Below are 4117 nucleotides of genomic sequence, written 5' to 3' on the forward strand. Positions count from 1 at the left end.
GTGGGCGGCATTGTGGGTGCCATCCTGACCGGCGTGTTTGCCTCGCAAAACCTGGGCGGCACCGGCGGCCTGACCCCTGACACCTTCGCCATGGGCGCCCAAGTGTGGATCCAGGTCAAGAGCGTGCTGATCACGGCGGTGTGGTCGGCGGTGGTGGCCTTCATTGCCTACAAGGTGGCCGATGTGATCGTGGGCCTGCGGGTATCGGAAGAAGCCGAACGCGAAGGTCTGGACATCACCTCGCACGGCGAGACGGCATATACCCGCTGAACTGGGTGTGGTGGCGGCGGTGTCTGGTGGCACCGCCCGCCCTTGCGAGAGACTCCTCTGGCCCCCCCGGGGCCTTGGCCCGCCGATTGGCGGGTTTTTTTATGGGAGCCTGGCGTGCGGTTGCTGGTCAAAATAGGCTCTTTAGCTTTCGGGATAAGCGCCAGCAGCTATCATAAAAATAGCAATTTACCTGTCACTTTGATCTGCCCAGGAGAACGCATGGCCACCTTGTTGACGCTGCAACCGCTGAACGAGGGCGTGGTGGCGGTTTTTCTGCCCGGCGGCGCGCCGGTGGGCCACCTCAAACGGATCAGCGGCACCTGGAAGTTCAAGGCCATGGGCTACGAAGGCGCCGCCCTGGTGCCCGGTGGCGGGCCATTGACGGCCCAGCACAACCGCTGCTTTGCCGTGCTGGACGCCGCCCAGATCAGCGCGGCGCTGTGCGCAGACGGACCCCCCGCATAAACCGCGCACACCGCGCGCGGGCCGACGCACCGGTTTGTTCACGCCCGCTGTGCAGAAAATTCACGCTGCCCGCATGGCGCGTGCACCGGGCATGGGCTTACCATGCCCGGCCATGGACACCGTTCTCTCCCAGATGATCGAGCGCGTGCGCGATGCCGCTGCGCACCGGGCGCCGCTGCGCATTCGCGGCGGCGCCAGCAAAGACTTCCACGGTGGTGCGCCGCTGCACGGCGAGGTGCTCGATACGCGCGCCTACACCGGCATCCTCAGCTACGAGCCCAGCGAGCTAGTGGTCACGGTGCGCGCCGGTACGCCGCTGCACGCGCTGGAGGCCGCGCTGGCCCAGCAGCACCAGTGCCTGCCCTTTGAGCCGCCGCACTTTGGCCCCGGCGCCACGGTGGGCGGCATGGTGGCGGCGGGGCTGTCGGGCCCGGCGCGCGCCAGCGTAGGGGCGGTGCGCGACTACGTGCTGGGCGTGGTGCTGGTCAATGGCCGCGCCGAGCGGCTCACCTTTGGCGGGCAGGTGATCAAGAACGTGGCCGGTTACGACGTCTCGCGCCTCATGGTGGGCGCCTGGGGCACGCTGGGCTTGATCGCCGAGGTCAGCCTCAAGGTGCTGCCCGTGGCGCCCGCCGAGGCCACGCTGCGCTTTGGCTGCGACCAGGCGCAGGCGCTGCGCCACCTGCACACCTGGGGCGCCCAGCCGCTGCCGCTCAACGCCAGTTGCTGGGTGCCAGCCGCCACAGGGGCCGCAGGCGCGGGCACGCTGTATGTGCGCCTGCGCGGCGCGGTGGCGGCGGTAGAGACAGCCTGCCGCACCCTGGGCGGTGAGCGCCTGGACAACGCCGCTGCCGCTGCCCACTGGGCCGCCTGCCGCGAGCAGCAGCTGCCCTGGTTTGCCGCCCGCGCGCAGCAGCCGGGGCTGGACGTATGGCGCCTGTCGCTGCCCGCCACGGCGCCCGTGCTGGCGCTGCCTGCGGGCGTGGCGCCGCCGCTGATCGAATGGCATGGCGCCCTGCGCTGGGTGCAGGCCGGGCGCGAGCACGCGGCGGCGCTGCACGCTGCGGCCACGCAGGTGGGTGGAAGTGCTTCTCTTTTCATAGCTGGTGGCGCACTCCCTGCAAGCGCTGGAGGCCATTTTGACCCCATTTCTGCGGCACAGCGGCGCATCCACGAACGGCTGGCGCACAGCTTCGACCCCGCTGGCATCTTCAACCCGGGCCGCATGGCCTGGCAGCGGTAAACGCACGCTGGGGGTTCAGCCATGCGCCGCTTTCGCCGCCTGACCGGCCAGCACCGCACGGTGGCCAGCAACCGCCGCCTGGGCTTGCTGCTGGCGTTCAATGCGGGCGCGGTGAATGCGGGAGGCTTTCTGGTAGTCAGGCTCTACACCTCGCACATGACGGGCTTTGTCTCGCTGCTGGCCGACAACCTGGTACTGGGCAATATGGTGCTGGTGCTCAGTGCCCTGGGCGCGCTGCTGGCCTTTGTCAGTGGTGCGGCGGTGACGGCGATTTTGGTCAACTGGGCGTTGCAGCAGCGCCTGCACAGCAGCTACGCGCTGGTGTTGCTGATCGAGGCGCTGCTGATGCTGGTGTTTGGCCTGGTGGGCGCCGTCACGCTGGACTGGCGCACGCCGTTTGCCGTGCCGGTCACGGTGCTGCTGCTGTCTTTCATCATGGGGCTGCAAAACGCCGTCGTCACCAAAATGTCGTCGGCGCAGATCCGCACCACGCACATGACCGGCGTCATCACCGACCTGGGCATCGAGCTGGGCAAGCTCTTGTACTGGAACCGCAGCAGCGCCCGCCCCGAGCAGCAGGTGCGCGCCAACCACCAGCGCCTGGGCCTGTTGGCCGGGCTGCTGGCCATGTTTCTGGTGGGCGGCGTGGCCGGGGCGGCGGGCTTCAAGTACGTGGGCTTTGTGTTTGTGGTGCCGCTGGCGCTGGTGCTGCTGGCGCTGGCCCTGCCCCCGCTGTGGATAGACCGCGCCCGGCTGCTGGGTGCTTCGCGCCGCCTGCGCAGTGCGGCGGGCGCCCCCGTGTCTGCCGCACCGGCGCCTGCTGCGCCGCCTGCCCCGTCCGCTGCGGTGCGCGCTGCCCCGCCCGCGCCGCCCCCTTGACCATTTCTTTTTGAGCTTCGCCGCCACCGCCCATGCAAACCCAGCTCGCCCCCGAATTTGCCGCCACGCCCGAGGGCCTGGCCGCTGAAGCCATCCTGCGCAAATGCGTGCACTGCGGCTTTTGTACCGCCACCTGCCCCACCTACCAGCTGCTGGGCGATGAGCTGGACGGCCCGCGCGGGCGCATTTACCTCATCAAGCAGGTGTTGGAGGGGGCGCCGCCCACGCGCAGCACGCAACTGCACCTGGACCGCTGCCTGACCTGCCGCAACTGCGAAACCACCTGCCCCAGCGGCGTGCAATACGGCCATCTGGTGGACATGGGCCGCAAGATCGTCGATGCCAAGGTGCCGCGCCCGCTGGGCGAACGCGCCGTGCGCTGGGCGCTCAAAGAGGGCCTGACCTCGCCGCTGTTTGACTCGGCCATGCAGGCGGGCCAGGCCCTGCGCGGTGTGCTGCCCGCCAGCGTGCGCGCCAAGGTGCCTGTGCCCACGGCGGCGGGCCACTGGCCCCGGCGCCAGCACGCGCGCAAGGTGCTGCTGCTGGAGGGCTGCGTGCAGCCCAGCATGGCGCCGGGCATCAACGCCGCCACCGTGCGCGTGCTGGACGCCGTGGGCATACAGGCCGTGATCGCCCCCGAGGCGGGCTGCTGCGGCGCCGTCAAGTTCCACCTGAACGACCAGCACGGCGCCCTGGCGCAGATGCGCGCCAACATCGACGCCTGGTGGCCCCGGGTGGGCAGCGATGCTGTCGAGTGCATCGTGCTCAACGCCTCGGGCTGCGGCGCCATGGTCAAAGAGTACGGCCACCACTTGCAGCACGATGCACAGTACGCTGCCAAAGCCGCACGCGTCAGCGCCCTGGCGCGCGACCTTTCGGAGCTGCTGCCCGACATTGCCGCCTCCTTGCAAGGCCAATTGCGCAACGTGCCGCAGGGGGTGGTGGCGCTGCAATCGCCCTGTACGCTGCAACACGGCCAGCGGCTGCGCGGCGGCATCGAGCAGCACCTGCGCGCGCTGGGTTTTGACGTGCGCGTGGCGCAGGAGGCGCACCTGTGCTGCGGCTCGGCGGGCACGTATTCGGTGTTGCAGCCGCAGCTGTCGCAGGCCCTACGCACGCGCAAGCTGGGCCACCTGCAAGCGCTGGGGCCGAGCGTGATCGCCAGCGCCAACATTGGCTGCATCACCCACCTGCAAAGCGGCACCGACACACCCGTGCGCCACTGGGTACAGGTGCTGGACGAGGCGCTGGCGGGGTAGG

4 protein-coding genes and 1 pseudogene are annotated in these 4117 nt (G+C 69.6%); all 5 read left to right on the forward strand.

Annotated features, from left to right (window positions below):
* Positions 1 to 270, forward strand: a pseudogene (locus PHX69_RS15555) (ammonium transporter); the annotation flags it as partial.
* 219 nt (positions 271 to 489) lie between these two features.
* Positions 490 to 735 carry a hypothetical protein gene (locus PHX69_RS15560; RefSeq protein ID WP_288044968.1) on the forward strand — a complete coding sequence of 82 codons (246 nt, stop codon included), beginning with the start codon at positions 490 to 492 and terminating at the stop codon, positions 733 to 735.
* A gap of 112 nt (positions 736 to 847) precedes the next feature.
* Positions 848 to 1978, forward strand: coding sequence for a glycolate oxidase subunit GlcE (gene glcE / locus PHX69_RS15565; protein WP_288044969.1), 1131 nt, complete (start codon positions 848 to 850; stop codon positions 1976 to 1978).
* A gap of 21 nt (positions 1979 to 1999) precedes the next feature.
* On the forward strand, positions 2000 to 2857 hold the full coding sequence (locus tag PHX69_RS15570; RefSeq protein WP_288044971.1) for a YoaK family protein: 858 nt from the start codon (positions 2000 to 2002) through the stop codon (positions 2855 to 2857).
* Positions 2858 to 2889: 32 nt separating this feature from the next.
* The gene (glcF, locus tag PHX69_RS15575) at positions 2890 to 4116 is read left to right on the forward strand and encodes a glycolate oxidase subunit GlcF (RefSeq protein WP_288044973.1); all 1227 of its coding nucleotides are present in this window, start codon (positions 2890 to 2892) and stop codon (positions 4114 to 4116) included.
* Position 4117: the final 1 nt, after the last annotated feature.

Source organism: Simplicispira sp. (assembly GCF_028687295.1).
Classification (GTDB): domain Bacteria; phylum Pseudomonadota; class Gammaproteobacteria; order Burkholderiales; family Burkholderiaceae_C; genus Simplicispira; species Simplicispira metamorpha.

Coding starts and splice junctions, on each gene's coding strand:
- glcF (WP_288044973.1), top strand. CDS start 2,890: ATGCAAACCCAGCTCGCCCCCGAATTTGCCGCCACGCCCGAGGGCCTG.
- PHX69_RS15560 (WP_288044968.1), top strand. CDS start 490: ATGGCCACCTTGTTGACGCTGCAACCGCTGAACGAGGGCGTGGTGGCG.
- glcE (WP_288044969.1), top strand. CDS start 848: ATGGACACCGTTCTCTCCCAGATGATCGAGCGCGTGCGCGATGCCGCT.
- PHX69_RS15570 (WP_288044971.1), top strand. CDS start 2,000: ATGCGCCGCTTTCGCCGCCTGACCGGCCAGCACCGCACGGTGGCCAGC.